Annotated in this window: 12 protein-coding genes; 9 read left to right on the top strand and 3 right to left on the bottom strand. The window is 69.1% G+C overall.

Features of this window, described 5'->3' with window-relative positions; all coding sequences use genetic code 11:
- The first annotated feature begins 214 nt into the window (after positions 1 to 214).
- From ABD844_RS46575 to ABD844_RS46565, 3 genes are all read left to right on the top strand, one after another.
- Positions 215 to 1,150 carry an ABC transporter permease gene (locus ABD844_RS46575; RefSeq protein WP_344894236.1) on the top strand — a complete coding sequence of 312 codons (936 nt, stop codon included), beginning with the start codon at positions 215 to 217 and terminating at the stop codon, positions 1,148 to 1,150.
- A complete protein-coding gene (locus ABD844_RS46570) occupies positions 1,143 to 2,009 on the top strand; it encodes an ABC transporter ATP-binding protein (protein WP_344894234.1) in 867 nt (288 codons plus the stop codon). Before ABD844_RS46575 ends, ABD844_RS46570 begins: the two co-directional genes overlap by 8 nt.
- A gap of 193 nt (positions 2,010 to 2,202) precedes the next feature.
- Positions 2,203 to 2,358, top strand: a complete 156-nt coding sequence (locus ABD844_RS46565; protein WP_344894231.1) for a hypothetical protein — start codon at positions 2,203 to 2,205, stop codon at positions 2,356 to 2,358.
- Between the two features lie 751 nt (positions 2,359 to 3,109).
- On the opposite strand, the gene ABD844_RS46560 is transcribed toward ABD844_RS46565, so the two are convergent.
- Together ABD844_RS46560 and ABD844_RS46555 are read right to left on the bottom strand one after the other, a co-directional pair.
- Positions 3,110 to 4,099: a hypothetical protein gene (locus ABD844_RS46560; protein WP_344894228.1), complete on the bottom strand. Its 990-nt coding sequence runs from the start codon at positions 4,097 to 4,099 to the stop codon at positions 3,110 to 3,112.
- 389 nt (positions 4,100 to 4,488) lie between these two features.
- Positions 4,489 to 5,805, bottom strand: a complete 1,317-nt coding sequence (locus ABD844_RS46555; RefSeq protein ID WP_344894225.1) for a KamA family radical SAM protein — start codon at positions 5,803 to 5,805, stop codon at positions 4,489 to 4,491.
- A gap of 178 nt (positions 5,806 to 5,983) precedes the next feature.
- Here ABD844_RS46555 and ABD844_RS46550 point away from each other — a divergent pair, with 178 nt between their 5' ends.
- The 5 genes from ABD844_RS46550 (at position 5,984) to ABD844_RS46530 (ending at position 13,284) form a co-directional block, all read left to right on the top strand.
- Positions 5,984 to 6,544: a DUF1707 SHOCT-like domain-containing protein gene (locus ABD844_RS46550; protein WP_344894221.1), complete on the top strand. Its 561-nt coding sequence runs from the start codon at positions 5,984 to 5,986 to the stop codon at positions 6,542 to 6,544.
- A gap of 150 nt (positions 6,545 to 6,694) precedes the next feature.
- A complete protein-coding gene (gene plsX / locus ABD844_RS46545; RefSeq protein WP_344894218.1) occupies positions 6,695 to 7,714 on the top strand; it encodes a phosphate acyltransferase PlsX in 1,020 nt (339 codons plus the stop codon).
- A gap of 89 nt (positions 7,715 to 7,803) precedes the next feature.
- Positions 7,804 to 10,101, top strand: a complete 2,298-nt coding sequence (locus ABD844_RS46540; protein WP_344894215.1) for an HAD-IC family P-type ATPase — start codon at positions 7,804 to 7,806, stop codon at positions 10,099 to 10,101.
- Positions 10,098 to 11,825 (top strand): arginine--tRNA ligase, encoded by a 1,728-nt coding sequence (gene argS / locus ABD844_RS46535; RefSeq protein ID WP_344894212.1) that lies wholly within the window; start codon positions 10,098 to 10,100, stop codon positions 11,823 to 11,825. The genes ABD844_RS46540 and argS overlap by 4 nt, the downstream gene beginning before the upstream one ends.
- 163 nt (positions 11,826 to 11,988) lie before the next feature.
- A complete protein-coding gene (locus tag ABD844_RS46530) occupies positions 11,989 to 13,284 on the top strand; it encodes a hypothetical protein (protein WP_344894209.1) in 1,296 nt (431 codons plus the stop codon).
- Between the two features lie 533 nt (positions 13,285 to 13,817).
- Here the strand turns inward: ABD844_RS46530 and ABD844_RS46525 are convergent.
- A complete protein-coding gene (locus ABD844_RS46525) occupies positions 13,818 to 14,201 on the bottom strand; it encodes a cell division protein SepF (protein ID WP_344894206.1) in 384 nt (127 codons plus the stop codon).
- Positions 14,202 to 14,370: 169 nt separating this feature from the next.
- Here ABD844_RS46525 and ABD844_RS46520 point away from each other — a divergent pair, with 169 nt between their 5' ends.
- Entirely contained in the window at positions 14,371 to 15,135 is a 765-nt protein-coding gene (locus tag ABD844_RS46520) for a PhzF family phenazine biosynthesis protein (protein ID WP_344894203.1), read from the top strand.
- Positions 15,136 to 16,680: the final 1,545 nt, after the last annotated feature.

Genomic DNA, 16,680 nt, shown 5'->3' with positions numbered 1-16,680 from the left:
CTGACGGGAAGGTCCTGGACGTGAACAGTCGATGAAAAATACCCACTACACGACCACAGTCGCGCCCTTGCCAGCACACCCCGGCTCGCTGGGCTACGGTTGAGCAGGTCTTGACGACGCCTTGGAACCCGGCGTCCGAAGGCACCGTCCAACTGTCCGTCGCGAACCCTCACGACAGGCACCCCACCGACCGGGATCCAATAGAGTCCTTGCCATGAGCCAGCCGGAATCCGCTGTAGCGGACGCCCAGGCGGGCGGCCGAAGCGGGCAGGAGCCGCTGGCCAAGCTCGCCAAGAGATACGGCCTTCGCCGTGCCATCGCACGGCCGAGGTTTCCTGTCTACGTGCGCCAGCTATGGCAGCGCCGTCACTTCATCCTGACGTACGCGACCTCGCGCAACGTCACGAAATATTCCAGCTCGGCGCTCGGCCAGCTCTGGCAGGTGCTGACCCCGCTGCTCAACGCCGCCATCTACTTCCTGATGTTCGGCCTCATCCTGGGCGGCGGCAAGAACATCACGAACTATCCGGCGTTCCTGCTGACCGGCATGTTCATCTTCACCTACACGCAGCGAACGGTCACCGCCGGCGCGAAGTCGATCTCGGGCAACCTGTCGATGATCAGGGCGCTGCACTTCCCCCGGGCGTCGCTGCCGCTGGCGTACACGATCCAGGAGCTGCAGCAGCTCGCCATCTCCATGGGCGTGCTGCTCGTCCTCGTGGTCTTCACCGGCGAGTGGCCCACGTGGTTCTGGCTCATGATCCCCGTGGTGCTCCTCCTGCAGACGATGTTCAACATCGGCGCCGGCCTCGTGATCGCGCGGCTCGGCGCCACGATGCGCGATCTCAACCAGTTGCTGCCGTTCATCACCCGCACCTGGCTCTACGCCTCAGGCGTGTTCTTCTCGATCCAGGACAAGGTCGTCAACTCCGCAGAGCTGCCCCAGTGGGTGGCCAACGCGATGTACCTCAACCCGGCGGCCTCGTTCATCGAGTGGATGCGCGAGATCCTCATCACTACGCACAACCCCCAGTTCGGCCACCACCCCCCGCCGATGGTGTGGATGTCTTGCGTATTCTGGGCGGTGTTCGCACTCGGCTTCGGCTTCTGGTACTTCTGGCGGTCCGAGGAGAGGTACGGGCGTGGCTGAACTGACCAAGGAGCTGTCACAGGTGAAGGCCGACAAGCCCACCGCCCCCGGTAAGGATGTGAAGGTGCATCCCGCCCCGGAGCCTTCGGGCAAGCGGCCCTTCGAAGCGCCCACGGGCACTCCCACCGTCATCGTCGACGACCTCCACATCGTCTACCGCGTCTACGGTGCCGCCTCCGACGCCGAGAAGGGCAACGCGGTCAACGCGGTCACGCGCGTGCTGAAGCGCCAGGGCCGCCCGCAGATGAAAGAGGTCCACGCGGTCAAGGGCGTGACCTTCGTGGCCTACCACGGCGACGCCATCGGCATCGTGGGGCGCAACGGGTCGGGCAAGTCCACCCTGCTGCGCGCCATCGCGGGCCTGCTGCCCCCGCACAAGGGCGCCGTCTACACCGACGGCCAGCCCTCGCTGCTCGGCGTCAACGCGGCGCTCATGCGCGAGCTGACCGGCGAGCGCAACATCGTCCTCGGCTGCTACGCCATGGGCATGACGCCCACCGAGGTCAGGGAGAAATACCAGGAGATCGTCGACTTCTCCGGCATCGATGAGTTCGTCCAGCTCCCCATGTCCACCTACTCCTCCGGCATGGGCGCCCGCCTGCGCTTCGCCATCTCCTCCGCCAAGACGCACAACGTCCTGCTCATCGACGAGGCCCTGGCGACCGGCGACCGCGAGTTCCGCAAGAAGAGCGAGCAGCGCATCCGCCAGATCCGCGAGTCGGCCGGCACGGTCTTCCTCGTGGCCCACGACCTCCGGGTCATCGAGGAGACCTGCAACCGGGTCATCTGGCTGCACAAGGGCAAGGTCAAGATGGACGGCGACCCGAAGGAAGTCATCGCCGCCTACAACAAGGGCTGACCCCCGACCACCACTCCTACCTCCGCCAGGGCGTTCCCCCGCCCGAGTGCGGAGGTTTTTTCATGCCCGAATTCGATCTTGTGTGCGAAACGGACGCGGCTGGAGAGGCAAAAGACTGACAGGGCAACTGCCGTTCCGATAGGATTCGAACGTCAATTCGAGCTGAGGAACGGTGATGGAGTGGGGGCGCGCGATGGGAGAGCTTTCGGCCGCGATTGACCACCTGGCCACCGAAGACGTGACCGAGATCCCGAGACTGCAGCTCGCGGAGCAGCTTCTGGAGCTGCACTGGCAGATGGCCAGGCTGCAGGCCCAGATAGCCCGCCGCACAGGCGTCCGCCTGCCCTGAGCCTTCTCGGCAAGGCCCTGAGGATTCTCGGCAGCGCTTCGGCAGCGCCCCGAGACCGTCGGGAGGCGCTGAAAGGATCACAGGGGCGCCTGTAGCGCCCACCGCCTCGACGTTCGTCCGGGGGCGGCACACCGCCCCACGGGCCCTTCTGGAGGCGGCGACACCACCTCACGGGCCCGTCCGGGAGCGGCTACACCGTCATGGGCCGTCCCGAGGCGCGCCACGGGAAGGCGGCCGACCGGGGATGAGGTCCTGGGCGGCGAGCCGCCCAAGGAAACGCGAATCGCCGCCGGCCCCGGGGTGGGGCCGACGGCGGGGGCGGGGCTCGCGTGGCGCCGCTGCCCTGCAGTGGCGGCGCGGATACGCGAGCGCGCCCCGGGCACGGGCGCGTCCGCCCAAGCCCGTCATGAGACCACCCGCTGGTGGCGGGGGCTCAGCAACCCACGCGCGGAAGTGCCAACGGGCGCCCGGCACCTTTGGGCGCCCCGTGTGGCCTGCCGCGTCAGTGTGACGGCGTCCCGATCAGCGGAGCCCGGTCCGGACCGCGGCCATGGGCTCCGACCGGGCGACCCCGTTCGATCAGGGGGCGCCGGTCATGGGAGTGCACGCCGTCGAGGAACTGCTGGAGCGCACGAACGGACCGCCTAGGTCACCGGCTGGGCCGATGCTCGGGCGTCGGCACCTGTGACGCCCGCGAACCGTCCTGCCCGGCCCCGAGGCCGGCCTCGCTCATCAGCGCGTTCATCGCGGCCTAGTCGCGAGCCCAGGAGTTCCGCACCGAGCTCGTCAGCGCGTCGGTGGTCCAGCCCAGGGCGGTGATCACGTCGCTGTACGAGCCGGCGGCCTTGGTCCCGCGGGCCGCGACGAAGGACGAGCTGCTCTCGACGAGCGGGGTGAGCTCGTCCATGGCGATGGCCTGCGAGGTGGCGGGCAGTGCCTCCACGACGGGTGCCATCTCGGCCGGGGCCACCCGTCCGACCATCGGCGACAGCTCGCCGCTGGAGGCGTGCGGCAGCGCGCGCCTGGCGGCCTCGGTGAGCCCGGCCACGGCGGAGTCGGCCGACAGGCCGGCCACGCCCTGGGTGGTCCCGCTCAGGGTCTTGGACGTGGCGTCGCCGGTGCCGACGAAGCCGATGCCGGACGACGGCAGCAGGCCGCTGGCGTACAGCTTGTGCGCGGCGCCCCCGACGGACGACTCCAGGGTGCCGGTCACCGCGCCGAACGTGCCGCGCACGGTGGCGCCCTCGACGGTGGCCTGGCTCTGCCCCTGCTTGCCCGCCTTGACGGAGGGCGTGGCGGGCTCCGCCATACGCGCGGCGCCCGACAGGACCGGCAGCGGCAGCGACTTGGTCAGGCCGCTCCCGCCGAGCGGGATGCCCATGACGATGGGCGACAGCTCGGGCAGCGGGCCACCGGTGCGCGTGACGTCCTCGAACGCGTTGGCCGTGGCGATGGACTCCGCCATGTTCTCGCTGGCGGCGTCGCGCTCGGCCTCGGTCATCTGGGCCGCGCCGGACTTGGGCTGCGACCCGCCGAGCAGGCCGCTCAGCAGGCCGTTCCCGACCAGGCCGCCGAGCAGGCCCCCGAGCGGGCTGGCTGCAGTGGTGCCTCCGCCCGGCCCGTCGATGGGCGCGTACCTGGCGGTGTTGGAGTGAACTTCCGCTTGCGCCGGCACGGCCATCGCCGCCGCCGCCAAGCCGAATGCTGTGACGGCGATCGCCGTCTTGACTACTCGCTTCATGATTGCCTTCCCGGCTCGTGATCGATCGCTCTCGAATGCGATGGAAATGCGAATCGATAACCCCCGTTTGCCGTGGCGAACGCGCTATGGGCACCACACGAAGCGTGCCGCTACGGCTGAGCTACGGAAGCAGTTCTATCACTCGGATTGATCGGCCGCAGGCGCATGAATGCCCATGTAGCCGGGGTTTGCAGCTCGGTTACCGAGTAAAGGGAGAGCGTTGAGCGGAGAGACAAAACGGAAATAGGAGGGTCTTGTTTCCAATAATGCGCGCACTCGTACGCGCCGCGCGGAGGGGCGCCGCCGGCCCGTGCACAAAGGGTCGCGAAAACAAATGTGACGGGCCGCGGCGCGAATTCATGCGGCCGCGGAGGGACGCGCGCGGCCGATCAGGCGGGCAGCAGGGCTTCGGCCGGCTCGAACGGAAAACGGTCGGCCAGGGCCGGGCGCAGATCCGTCAGCCACACCGCCGACGGGTCGTAACGCGCGAAGAACGGCCGCCCCACCAGCGAGGGATCGCGGGCCTGGATGAAGTGGAGCATGAAGACCCGCTCACCGGCGATTTCGGTGACCCCGTCGACGCACACCTTGCCCGGCGTCGCCGACATCGACGGCCCGCGCACCGTGCGGCAGAGCCCGGAGACTCTCGAATAGGCGTCCCTGAAGATCTCGTACGCCCGCGCGAGCGGCACCGCGAAGTAATCCTGCGGCCCGGTGTCGCGCTCGACGAACATGTAATAGGGAATCATCCCCAACCGGAGCTGACGCCGCCACATGTCCGACCACACGTCGGGGGCGTCGTTGATGGATCTGATCAACGGCGCCTGGGTCCTGATCGTGGCCCCGCTGCCGAGAAGGCGTTTGACCGCCGATTCGACCAGCGTCGATTCCAGCTCGCGCGGGTGCGAGAAGTGGGCCATGAACGCGAGGTTCTTGCCCGACTCCACCACCCGCTCGAACAGGCGCAGGGTGTCGTCGGCGTCGGGATCGGTGGTGAAGCGCTGCGGCCAGTAGGCCAGCGCCTTGGTGCCGATCCTGATGGACTCGAGCTGCTCCAGCTCGAGCAGCGGCTCGATGTATCGCTTGATCACGGGCTCACCCATGATCATCGCGTCGCCGCCCGTGATCAGCACGCTGGTGACCTCGGGATGCCGGCGGATGTAACCGACCATCTGGTCGATGTCGTCCGAGGCGAACTTGAGGTCGGCGTCGCCGACGAACTGCGCCCACCGGAAGCAGTAGGTGCAGTAGGCGTGACAGGTCTGCCCCTGCTTGGGGAAGATCAGTACAGTCTCAGGATATTTGTGCTGCATGCCAGGGACGGACTCGTCCCCGATCTTCGGGACGTTGAGCTCCTTCTGCCCCGCGGGGTGGGGGTTGAGCTGTGCGCGTACGCGGTTCGCCTCGGCCTGGATCTCGGCGTTGGGCGCCTCGGCCTTCAGCAGGTCGGCCAGCCGCGCGACGTCCGCGGCGGGCAGCATGTCCTCCTGCGGGAAGACCAGCCGGTAAATGGGGTCGTCGGGCGCGGCCGACCAATCTATGAGTTCATCGACGACGTAGGCATTGGTCCGAAAGGGCAGCACCGTGGCGACGGCGCGGACCTTGAGCCGCTCGTCGTCCCCCAGCCCCGCACGCTGCAGGAGCTGGTCGAGGTGCTTGGACGTGTACGCCCGGAAGCGTCGCGTGCCTGCCTGGTTCAAGATCACTAGGCCGTTCCCATCTTTTTTGTTCGATCGGGCGTAAACCTCACGACCCTGTCGCGCGTCTACGGTCCTTAATACCCGGACGCGCACACTGCTGTCACCGGTTCCGCTGGCCTCCAAGTTTTCCCTGAGGTTCACGGACACTCGCGACATATCTCGTTTTGGCATACACTGACTTGTCATGACCCAGGATCCGGAGCTGCGCGCCTCCGACGCCGACCGCGACCACGTCGCCGCGGTGCTGGGCGAGGCACTCGCCACAGGAAGACTCACCAGCGCCGAGCTCGCCGACCGCCTCGACGTCGCCTACACGGCCAAGACGGTCGGCGAGCTCGTCCCCCTCACCCGCGACCTGCCCGAGGTGTCCGCGTCCGGGGTGCCCGCCGCCGTCGAGCGGCAGGTCATCCACTCGAAGTTCAGCAAGATGGTCCGCAAGGGCCGCTGGGTGGCCTCGCGGAACATCGCGCTGTCGGCCCACTTCGGGGCGCTCATCATCGACCTGTCGGACGCCGTGCTGCCCGGGCGCGAGATCACGATCAGGACCCACGCGCGCTTCAGCAAGATGATCATTCGCGTGCCGGAGAACGCCCACGTGATCGACGAAGGCAGCTCTGCCTTCGGCAAGCGCAACGTGACGGGCGGCGGCCCGGGGACCGACGGCCCGCTGATCAGGCTGACGGGCTCGTCGGCGTTCTCCAAGGTGATCGTCACGCGCGGCAAGGACGACTGGAACCTCCACTGACGCAGGTCAGGACTGGAAGGCCGCTCAGCGGGAACCATCAGGGCCTACCCGCCGGTTAACCTGACACCTGCCTTGCCTGCGATGCGGACATACCGAGCCCGCGTTCCGGCCAAGCCGTGACGGCGGGCTCGATGCCGTACGAGGTGATCATTGTCCGACAGCAGGCCCATCGCGGTCGACGCCATGGGCGGCGACCACGCACCGCACGAGATCGTGGCCGGAGCGGTGCACGCCGTACGCGAGCGCGGCCTGTCCGTCGTGCTCGTCGGCGCCCCACGCGTGCTCTACGAGGCGCTGGCCGACCACGACGCCACCAAGGAGGTCCCGATCGTCCGGGCCGAGGAGGCCCTGGCGATGGACGAGGGCGCGCTGGCCAGCCTGCGCCGCCCCCGTTCCAGCATCGCGATCGCCTGCCACCTCGTACGCCGCGGCGACGCGGCCGCGGTCGTGTCCGCCGGATCCACTGCGGGCATCGTGGCCACCGGCAGGCTCCGGCTCAAGGGCCAGCAGGGGGTGCTCAGACCGGCCATCGCCGTCGCGTTCCCCACCCTCCCCACGCCCACCGTGCTGCTCGACGCCGGCGCCAACGCAGAGGTCAAGCCGGAGATGCTGGTGCAGTTCGCGCAGCTCGGCGCCACGTACGCCGAGCTGGCCCACGGCATCCACGAGCCCAGGGTGGGCCTGCTCACGATCGGCAGCGAGGCCGAGAAGGGCGACAAGCTCGTCAGGCGGGCGCACGAGCTGCTCCAGGGCACCACCGGCCTGAACTTCGTCGGCAACGTCGAGGGCCACGACCTGCTGACCGGCAAGGTGGACGTGATCACCACCGACGGCTTCACCGGGAACGTGGCGCTCAAGACCGTGGAGGGCGCCGTCCGCTACGCCTTCGCCGAGCTGAGGGAGGCGGTCGAGGAGAGCAGGCTGGCCCGGCTGGGCGCTCTCATGCAGCGCTCGCGCATCCGCGACCTGCGCCGCCGCCTCGACCCCGAGGCGTACGGCGGCGCCGTGCTGCTCGGCCTCAACGGCACCGTCGTCATCGCCCACGGCTCGTCCAGGGCCCAGGGGATCAGCGCCGCGTGCCGGCTCGCCGCCGACATCGCGGCGGCCGGGGTCGTGTCCACGATCGGCGACCGGATGGCCGCCACCGGCCGCTCCCATCGGCTCTGGTAAAGACCTAAGTCGCTCCCGCCGGGAGCCGCGAAGCCTTAGGGTGACTGCGATCCACAGATACGGGGGGTTATGTGGACGGGCTCACCTCAGTGGCGTCTGGGCTCACTTCGGCGCAGGTCGCGGGGGCGAAGGCGAACCATGTCCCGCGCCGGTCGAGCAGGTCGCTGAGCGCGATTCTCAGGGCGAACGTGTTCACCCTGTTCAACCTGGTCATCGGCATCCTGTGGGCGCTGATCCTGATCTTCGGCGAGTGGCAGGACGGCCTGTTCGGGCTGGTCATCGTGGCCAACGCGCTGATCGGGATCATCCAGGAGCTGCGGGCCAAGCGGACGCTCGACCGGCTGGCGGTGATCAACGAGGCCCCCGTACGCGTGCGCCGCGACGGCGCCGAGCGCGAGATCCACCCCCGCGACATCGTGCTCGGCGACCTGATCCTGCTCGGCCCCGGCGACCGCCTGCTCGTCGACGGCGAGGTCGTGCACTCCGACGGGCTCGAGGTGGACGAGTCGCTGCTGACCGGCGAGGCCGACCCGGTGCACAAACAGCCGCGCGACCAGGTGCTGTCGGGCAGCTTCGCGGTCGCGGGCTCGGGCGCGTTCGTGGCCACGAGGGTCGGCACCGACGCGTACGCCGTCAAGCTCGCCGAGGAGGCCAGCAAGTTCCACCTGGCCCACTCCGAGCTGCGCGCCGGCGTGGCGAACTTCATCAAGTACATCACCTGGCTGGTCATCCCGATCGGCGCCCTGCTGATCTACAGCCAGCTCCACAACTCGGCCGACCTGCGCACCGCCGTCACCGGCGCGGTCGCGGGCATCGTCACCATGATCCCCGAGGGCCTGGTGCTGATGACCTCGATCGCCTTCGCCGTCGGCGTCGTACGCCTGGGCCGGCGCCAGTGCCTGGTCCAGGAGTTGCCCGCGATCGAGGGCCTGGCCAGGGTCGACGTGCTCTGCCTCGACAAGACCGGCACGCTCACGGCCGGCGGCATGGACCTCGACCAGGTGCTGCCCGTACGCGACGGCGAGCCCGTCGATGAGGCGCTCGCCGCCCTGGCCGGCCTCGACGACCGGCCCAACGCCACCGCCCAGGCCATCCGCGCCCGCCACCCCGCCGCCCCCGACGGCTGGACGGCCCGCTCGACCGTGCCGTTCTCCTCGGCCCGCAAGTGGAGCGGGGCCGACTTCGGCGAGCGCGGCACGTGGGTGCTGGGCGCGCCCGACGTGCTGCTGCGCGGCGGCGACAGCTTCGACAGGGCCGCCGAGCTGGCCACCACGGGCAGCCGGGTGCTGGTGCTGTGCCGTACCGACAGCCTGTCCGGCACCGAACGCGGCGACGCGACCGTCGAGCCCGTCGCGCTCGTCACCCTCGCGCAACGCATCAGGCCCGACGCCCGCGAGACCCTGAGCTACTTCGCCAAGCAGGGCGTGACGGTCAAGGTGATCTCCGGCGACAACCCGGTGGCGGTCTCGGCCATCGCCACCAGCCTGGGCATCCCCGGCGGCGAACGTTCCGTCGACGCCCGCGCCCTGCCACACGACGACCCCGGCAAGCTCGGCCGGCTGCTCGACGAGCACACCGTCTTCGGCCGGGTCAGCCCGCAGCAGAAGCGGGAGTTCGTGGCCGCGCTCCAGGCGCGCGGCCACACCGTCGCCATGACCGGCGACGGCGTCAACGACGTGCTCGCGCTCAAGGACGCCGACCTCGGCATCGCCATGGGCGCGGGCAGCCCGGCCACCAAGGCCGTGGCGCAGGTGGTGCTGCTGGACGACAAGTTCGCCACGCTGCCGCACGTCGTGGGCGAGGGCCGGCGCGTGCTGGCCAACATCGAACGCGTCTCCAACCTCTTCCTCACCAAGACCTTCTACGCGATCGTGCTGTCGCTGCTCGTCGGCGTGGCCGGCCTGCAGTTCCCGTTCGCGCCGCGCCACTCGACCCTGGTCAACGCCCTGGTCATCGGCATCCCGGCGTTCTTCCTCGCGCTGGCGCCCACGATCGAGCGCTCCAAGCCCGGGTTCGTGCCGCGGGTGCTGCGCTTCGCCGTACCGGCCGGGGTGCTGTGCGCGGCGGCCGTGCTGCTGTCGTTCTGGGCCGCGCACAGGGGCGTCTCCACCCTGCTCGAAGACCAGACGGCGGCCGTGATCACGCTCTTCCTCACCACCTGGTGGGTGCTGGTGCTCATCGCCAGGCCGCTCACCTGGTGGCGGGCGGGGCTGGTCGGGGCCATGGCGGTGCTGTTCGCGATCGGCCTGACGCTGCCCTTCGTCAGGGAGTTCTTCGCCCTCGAACCCGGCGATCTCGGCAACGACCTGACCGCCGTCGGCATCTCGATCGTGGCGGCGGTAATGATAAGCGTGGCGGTCAGGCTCGCCGGTACCCTTAGACCATGACCGACCCGCAGATAGTGCTCACCGAGCGCGTCCAGCAGGCGCTGGCCCGCGCGTTCGGCTCAGAGCACGCCGACGCAGATCCGCTGATCCGGCCGTCCCAGTTCGCCGACTTCCAGGCGAACGTCGCGATGAGCCTGGCCAAGCGACTGGGACGGAGCCCGCGGGAGGTCGCCGAGGCCATCAGGGCCGAGCTGTCCGAATTCCCCGGCACGGTCGAGGTGAGCGGCCCCGGTTTCCTCAACATCACCCTCGACGACTCGTGGATCGCCGCCGAGGCCGGCGAGATGCTGGCAGACCCGCGGCTGGGAGTCACCACGAGCACGCCGGCCCAGACCGTGGTGATCGACTACTCCGCGCCCAACGCGGCCAAGGAGATGCACGTCGGCCACCTGCGCACCACGATCGTCGGCGACTCGCTGGTCCGCCTGCACGAGCACCTGGGCAACACCGTCATCAGGCAGAACCACCTGGGCGACTGGGGCACCCCGTTCGGCATGCTCATCGAGCACCTCCTCGACATCGGCGAGGAGGCCGCGGTCGCGCAGCTAGAGGCCGGCATGGGCACGGAGTACTACCAGGCGGCCCGGGCCAAGTTCGAGCAGGACGAGGGGTTCAAGACGCGCGCGCGGGTGCGGGTGAGCACCCTGCAGTCGGGCGACCCCGCCACGATGCGGCTCTGGCACCTGTTCATGGACGCCACCGTCCGCTACTTCAACAAGATCTACGCCCTGCTCGGCGTCACGCTCACCGACGCCGACATCGCGGGCGAGAGCATGTACAACCCCATGCTCCAGAAGACGTGCGACGACCTTGAGTCGTCCGGGGCGGCGGAGATCAGCGAGGGCGCGCTCTGCGTGTTCCCGCCCGGCTTCACCGGCTCCGACGACAAGCCGCTGCCGCTCATCATCAGGAAGAGCGACGGCGGCTACGGCTATGCCACCACCGACATGGCGGCCATCCGCTACCGCGTCCACGACCTCAAGGCCGACCGCATCCTCTACGTCGTCGGCTCCGACCAGGCGCTGCACTTTCGCATGGTGTTCGCCGCCGCGCGGATGGCGGGCTGGCTGCCCGACGCGGTCTCGGCCGAGCACATCCAGATCGGCATGATGCTGGGCAAGGACGGCCGCCGGTTCAAGACCCGGTCCGGCGAGTCGGTCAAGCTGAATGACCTGCTCCAGGAGGCCGTCGACCGGGCCACGGCCGCGATCGCCGAACGGGGCTACGACGAGGCGACCCAGAAGGAGATCGCCCACGCCGTCGGCACCGGCGCGGTCAAATACGCCGACCTGTCGGTCAGCCACGACAGCGAATACGTCTTCGACTTCGACCGCATGCTCGCCTTCACCGGCAACACCGCCCCCTACCTGCAGTACGCGCAGGCCCGCATCCGCTCGATCTTCCGCCGCGGCGAGGTCGACCCGGCCACGGCCACCGGCCCGATCGCGCTCGGCCAGCCCGCCGAACGCGCCCTGGCCCTGCAACTGCTCGGCTTCGGGGCGGTGCTCGAACAGGCCACGGCCCTCAGCGAGCCACACCGGCTGTGCGCCTACCTCTACGCCACCGCCTCGGCCTTCACCGACTTCTTCGAGCAGTGCCCCGTGCTCAAAGACGGCGTCGAGCCGGCCACCCGCGACTCCCGGCTCGCCCTGTGCGCGCTGACGTTGCGGGTGATGGAGACCGGGCTCGGTCTGCTCGGCGTCCCTGTCCCCGAGCGCATGTAAACAGGCAGTTGGCTCAAAGTCTCCCGTACCGTCGTGGGCGCGCCTCCACCGAGTTGGCGCGCCCCAACGGCTAGGCTTTACGCGGTCATGAACTGAGGCCGAAATGGGGGAGTTCTCTGCCTTGAGCACGGACCTGACTGCGAGCCCCCCAGCAGCGACCGAATTGCATCGCTATGCCGAGGCGCTGCTGGCGCACCTCGCCGCCAAGGGCACCGCGCCACCGGCCGCACCCAGCTTCAGCGACGTACCCGGCTACTGGCTGCCACCGGCCGTCGAGGCGCTGGTCGCCATCCTCGCCGGTGACGACCCGCTCGAACCGCTGAGCAAGGCCGCCGGTCGCGACCAGCAACAGACCGCCCTCTTCCTCTGCCTGGCCCTCGCGGTGTCCGGGCAGGGCAGCCGCATCCACGCCTCCTGGCTCGGCACCGCCTTCGGCGAGCTGTCACTCGACCACCCGGTCACGCACGGCCAGCGCTCGCTCTGGCTGGCCGCCGCCCGGGGCGCGTACGGGCCCGCCGGCAAGATCTTCGTCCTGCGCAAGCTCGACGCCCTCGCCATCCAGAAGCACACCGACCCCGCACAGTGGGTGCAGGCACTCGTACCCGGCGAGCCCTCGGTCGTGGTGCCGCCGTCACTGGCCGACTTCCCGGAGATGGCGGAGATCCCCGAACTGGCCCGGCCCTCCGTGGCCGCCGCCCGCCTCGCCAGGCTGCGCGGCAGGTGCGCGGAGATCACCTCGGCGCGGCAGGCCGAGCATGACTCCGCCGCGCCGCTGGACAACAGCTCCGGCAGCCGCCCGGCCACGTCCTGGGCCGAGGACGAGCCGCTCGCCGTACTCCGTACGCTGATCGGCCAGGGTGGGCCGGCCGGGCCGATGGCGTCGCTGAGCACGTACCTGCTGGATGACCTGCGGCCCGGCGCCGACCCGCACCTCGCGGCGATCGCGCTGCACGTGGCGGCGCCCATCCTGCGCGGGGTGGCCGAAGAGCTCGAGGCCGACAGCCGCCTCGAACCACCGGCCACGCTGACCGTCCCGCTGCTCGGCCACCGCATCCACCTGCGCCCAGAGGGCCCCGACCAGGCTTCACTGGCCGCGGCCGAGGAGGCGATCCTCACCGAGGGCGTGGTGCCACGCGGACGGCCGTGGGCCGCCATGGTCCTCATCGTCGCCGGGGTGGCCTGCCTCATCGGGGCGGCGTTCGCCAGCCGCCTGCTCGGGGCGGCCGCGGTGGCCATGATGGGCCTGGCCGGCTGGCAGCTCTGGCAACGCCGCAAACTCGCCGAAGCGGACGCCCGCTACGTGGCCGCCCAGGTCAGCGAGCTCAAGGAGTTGGCAGAGGGGGCAGTGTGGGCCCTGCACGCCTACGCCCGGGAGTCGGAGACCCGGGCGAAGCAGGCCGCCACCGACGCGGCAGAACTGAGCCGCCTGGTCCGCCGCGGCCCCCGCGCCGCCCACTGAGGACCCGGCCCGGCGCCGCTCACTGAAAACCCTGCCCCGCACCGCCCGCTGAGAACCCGGCTCCCCCACCGCCTACGGAGGATCAGGCCCCGCGCCACCCGCCGAGAGCCCAGCTCACGCACCGCCCGCTGACGCCCACCTGCCGACCGAGGGCCGCCCTGCCGAGGGCCCGGCCCACGCACGCCCAGTAGCGGCCACAAAACCAGCAACGGGCCCAGCTCCCGCACACCCGAGTAACGATCACACGCCCAGCGACAGGTCCAGCTCACCCACACCCAAGAAAGGACAGTCGAACACCCGGCGCCGGCGCGGCCCACACACCGCCCAGCGACGGCCCGGCTCCCGCACACCCGTCGACGGCACCGTGCCCACGCGCCGTCCACCAGCCAGGAACCCACCATCACGACCGCCCTATCAGCGGCGGCCGTGACGCCCCAGCGGCTCCATTCCTCAGCCGCTGGTAGCCGCCGCCCCTCCGCACTCAGGCAGTCCTGTGCAACCAGCCCGACCCCTGCGTCCCAGACGCCCTACGCTCAAGAGGTCTCGATCTCCACATGCGCCGGGGCGAGCAGGAAGACCCGCTCAGCAATACGCTCGATACGCCCCTCACACCCGAAGGCCAGCCCGGCGGCGAAGTCCACCATTCTCGTCGCCTCGGACATCGGCATGCCCGTGACATCCATGATCACCGTCTGACCGTCGCGGAAATGCTGGCCGATCAACGGCGCGTCGTTGTACTTGAGCGGCTGAACCATGACGATCCGCGACGAGTCGACGTTCGCGCGCCACCGCCGGGCGGCCCGCTCCGTCGCGGGGACGTATTCGTCCTCGTAGTGCTCGTCGTCGTCATAGCCCTCGTCGTAGTGATCGACCCCGCTCAGGCCAAGGTAGCTCACCACCTTGCGCACAGCCCCCATCGGCTTGTCCTTTCCTCAGGAACTCACCGTAATCGGCACGTCCCTACACATTGGACGGTAACCGACGATTCCGCATTCGCCACGCGACACGCCCAGCCCTAATTCCATTTTGTACGGCTTGCAGCCTGCTTGCAGCTCGATATCCGACCCCCGTATACCATCGACCCTCATGCGAGTCTTCACGGTCGACGCCTTCACCGACACAGCTTTCAAGGGTAATCCCGCAGCGGTCTGCCTGCTGGAGACTCCGCTTACTGCACAGTGGATGCAGAGCGTAGCGGCCGAGATGAACCTCTCCGAGACGGCCTTCCTGCTCGGAGATTCACTGCGCTGGTTCACCCCAACCGTAGAGGTCACGCTCTGTGGTCATGCCACTCTGGCGACCGCGCATGCGCTCTATTCGACCGGGGCGGCGACGGGACAGCTCGAATTCAGCACCGCCTCCGGCACCCTTACCGTGAATCGACGCGCCGACGGCATGATCACAATGGATTTCCCGGCCAAGCACGTGACCCCTGCCACCGTTCCCGAGGGCCTGGAGAAAGCGCTCGGGGCCGCCCCGGTACGCGTCGGAAAAAGCCAGCTCGACCTGCTGGTGGAGGTGGAGTCAGCGGAAACGGTACGCTCGCTGGCCCCCGATATCGCCGCTCTTGCCGCCCTTGACGCGAGAGGCGTCATCGTCACGGCCCCAGGCACGGAGACCGACTTCGTCTCCCGCTTCTTCGCCCCCAACGTCGGCGTCCCGGAGGACCCGGTGACGGGCTCGGCTCATTGCGCCCTGGCCCCGTACTGGTCGGCCCGCCTCGGCCGCCTCTCCCTCACGGGCGCCCAACTCTCCCCCCGGGGCGGCCTGGTCCACGTCACCCACGCCTACGACCGCGTCCACCTGGCAGGCAAAGCGGTAACCGTAACCTCCGGCACCCTACACGTCTGACCCCACCCCAGATCCAACCCGGGCCCGTCACACACAAATCCATCGATCATCCCCGAGCCGCTACCCCAGGCCCTCGCAAGCGACCGAAGTCACCCCTCACACCACCCGGTTCGCCAACCGCCCTACAAGCCACCCACCGCGAAGAAGGTGGCGTGAGGCAAGACACCGCTAGACGCCGTGACCACCAAAGCGAACCAGCTTCGCAGCATCTGCCCGGGCAACACGCCAAATCGGCAACCACCACCGAGAACCACAGGCCCTCACAACTCCATCCACCCTCATCCACCAGCCCATCGATCCGAACGGACCAAGCCACACCCTCCGACGATCCGACGCAATCCCAACCCAACTCCGCTCCACAGGCGACCACGCCTCACACAGCCGAACGAGCACCCCACCCGGTAGCACGCAACAGGCCTCCCCAACGAGACACCACCGCTCACCCTCTCTGCATGACACCCTCTGCCACCACAGCTCGTCGGCGTCCGCCAGAGAGCCCCTCCGAGCCGGCCGACGTCAAAGCCACCCGGTGGAGGCACCCAGCACCGCGCACATCACCGGAGACGATCCCCACCTGGACACCCTCGACGTCCTCACCCCGTAGCCAAACCACACCCCAACCCCGAGCCTCAGCCCCGACAACGAACCGCCTCGCCGCCACCGTCGGCCCCCTCCGTGCCCCCTGAGGTCTCCGACCCTCGCATCATCCTCGGCAGAGAGCGAACCGACGACAGCTCCGGACCCAGCATCCGGGCCCGGGCACCAATCCACAGGTCCCAAAGCCATCGAGCCATGACCCACCTCGAACGTCGACCACTACCCAGCCACGACCGGTGTTGCCGATCCCCCTGGAACCACCACCTGGTCGTATCGGCCCTCACCGTCGAACCAGAACGCCAGGGCAAGCCGCCACCACAAACACCACCTGGGCCACGACCCCGACGGCAATGTCGACCACGACCAAAGCAATGGCACCCTTCCTCCGGCGAGACAGACAGGAGGTTTGGTCGTCTAGGAACTCCACCATCTAAAACCTCACCGAACGGCGCATCGATCGCCCAACCGTATGGCGGAATTCCTCTCCGCCCAGACAGCTCCCGAGACACCCTCCCAGAAACAAGAGCACGCTCCCAGACCTGAGCCCCTACCAGAAAGGCAAGCACATGCCCCTCCTTGGGGAACCATCCAGCTCAGCCTCAGCCAAACCCAGAAGAGCACCTAGCCACACCCACAAGAGCACCTAGCCACACCGCACCAGCCCCAGAGCCACCACAACACCACACCCACCCCTGTCAAGACCGCCCCCAGAACCCAGAGCCACCGAGCAACAACCCCAGGAAACAGAAAAGGCCCAGCCACCCCGGCCAGGCCCCACCACAACACACACCCCCAACACCAGACGGACACAACAACCGCCCCCCTCCCCCACAACCCACCAGCAAAGAAGAAGAGATGCCCGGAAACGCAGGAAGGGCCCGACACGTGAAACCGTGTCAGGCCCTTCCTGAAAGATTGTCCGGCGGTGACCTACTCTCCCACACCCTC

It is taken from the genome of Nonomuraea antimicrobica (assembly GCF_039536965.1).
GTDB classification, from domain to species: Bacteria; Actinomycetota; Actinomycetes; order Streptosporangiales; family Streptosporangiaceae; genus Nonomuraea; species Nonomuraea antimicrobica.
Note: the sequence above shows the minus strand (reverse complement) of the source record. Positions and strands in the feature narration are given on the sequence as shown.

Coding starts and splice junctions, on each gene's coding strand:
- argS (WP_344894212.1), top strand. CDS start 10,098: ATGACCGACCCGCAGATAGTGCTCACCGAGCGCGTCCAGCAGGCGCTG.
- ABD844_RS46525 (WP_344894206.1), bottom strand. CDS start 14,201: ATGGGGGCTGTGCGCAAGGTGGTGAGCTACCTTGGCCTGAGCGGGGTC.
- ABD844_RS46560 (WP_344894228.1), bottom strand. CDS start 4,099: ATGAAGCGAGTAGTCAAGACGGCGATCGCCGTCACAGCATTCGGCTTG.
- ABD844_RS46565 (WP_344894231.1), top strand. CDS start 2,203: ATGGGAGAGCTTTCGGCCGCGATTGACCACCTGGCCACCGAAGACGTG.
- ABD844_RS46520 (WP_344894203.1), top strand. CDS start 14,371: ATGCGAGTCTTCACGGTCGACGCCTTCACCGACACAGCTTTCAAGGGT.
- ABD844_RS46575 (WP_344894236.1), top strand. CDS start 215: ATGAGCCAGCCGGAATCCGCTGTAGCGGACGCCCAGGCGGGCGGCCGA.
- ABD844_RS46550 (WP_344894221.1), top strand. CDS start 5,984: ATGACCCAGGATCCGGAGCTGCGCGCCTCCGACGCCGACCGCGACCAC.